Source organism: Bradyrhizobium sp. UFLA06-24, assembly GCF_054967145.1.
In genome coordinates this window covers 1-1,210 of the sequence record NZ_JADFUE010000190.1, presented here as the reverse complement: position 1 = coordinate 1,210, position 1,210 = coordinate 1, and the positions used below count along the sequence as shown (strand labels likewise).

1 protein-coding gene is annotated in these 1,210 nt (G+C 65.4%); it reads left to right on the top strand.

Annotated features, from left to right (window positions below; all coding sequences use genetic code 11):
• Window positions 1–225: 225 nt before the first annotated feature.
• Window positions 226–1,210, top strand: a 985-nt coding sequence (tnpC, locus tag IF809_RS38565; protein ID WP_462840078.1) for an IS66 family transposase, incomplete at its 3' end; no start/stop codon positions are given.

Sequence of the window (1,210 nt, the reverse complement as noted above, 5' to 3'; positions counted from 1 at the left end):
GCCGCAGATCAGCGACGGCGTCATGCATCTGACGCGCGTGCAGTTCGAAGCGCTGTTTGAAGGGCTGAACTGGAAGCGAGTGGGCGAACGGATTGTCGCGACGCCAGCTGCGGCGAACTGACTCAGACCCGACAACCTGTTTCGCGCGGGGCTTTGGGATGATAGCTTGCGGATGTGCCGCCGTCCCCCATTGATCCCGCCCGTCTTGCAGCGCTGCCCGCCGATTTGCGCGCGCTCTTCCGCGCGCAGGAAGCGATGATTGAAGCCGAGCGTCGTCGCGCAGACGATGAATGCTCGGCGCGCCTTCATGTCGAGAGTGAACTGGCTGCGTCCAAAGAGAGCGTCGAACGCCTCGAACTGCTCGTGAAGGAGTACGAGCGCGCACGTTTCGGTAAACGCTCGGAGAAGTTCAATCCCGATCAGATGCAACTGGTTCTCGAGGACATCGAGATTGCCATCGCCGAAGTCCAGGAACGCCAGGACGATCGTGCGCGCCGCGCCGGCACGGCGCCGTCCAGCGGCCGGACCAGGCGCGCTGCCCGTGCCTTTCCCGCGCACCTGCCGCGCATCGAGCAGGTGATCGAACCCGAGAACCTCGAGTGTCCCTGCGGCTGCGGCCGGATGGCCCAGATCGGCGAGGATCGCTCCCGCCGTCTCGATGTCATGGCCGCCCAGTATCGTGTGATCGAGACGGTGCGACCGCGCTACGCCTGTGCAAAGGGCTGCACCGGTGTTGCTCAGGCGCCGGCGCCCGCCCATCTCGTGGAGGGTGGCATCCCCACCGAGGCGCTGCTGGCGCAGGTGGCGGTCGCCAAGTTCAGCGAGCACATGCCACTCTATCGTCAGTCGCAGGTTCTGGCTCGGCATGGCATCTTCATCGATCGCGCCGTTCTGGCAGACTGGATGGGAACGGTCGCCTTCCACCTCGCGCCGCTGGTCGAGCGCATGAGCGTCGTGATGAAGCAATCGGGCCGCTTGTTCATAGACGAGACCAGGGCGCCTGTGCTCGATCCGGGCCGGGGCCGAACGAAGACCGGCTATCTGTGGGCTGTCCTGCGCGACGATCGCGGCCACGGCGGCGCTGATCCACCAATCGTGGTCTACCACTACGCGCCAGGACGCGGTGGTGACCATGCTGAGCGCATCCTCGAGGGCTTCGACGGCATCCTTCAGGTCGACGGATACCAGGGCTATCATCGGCTCGCACGGC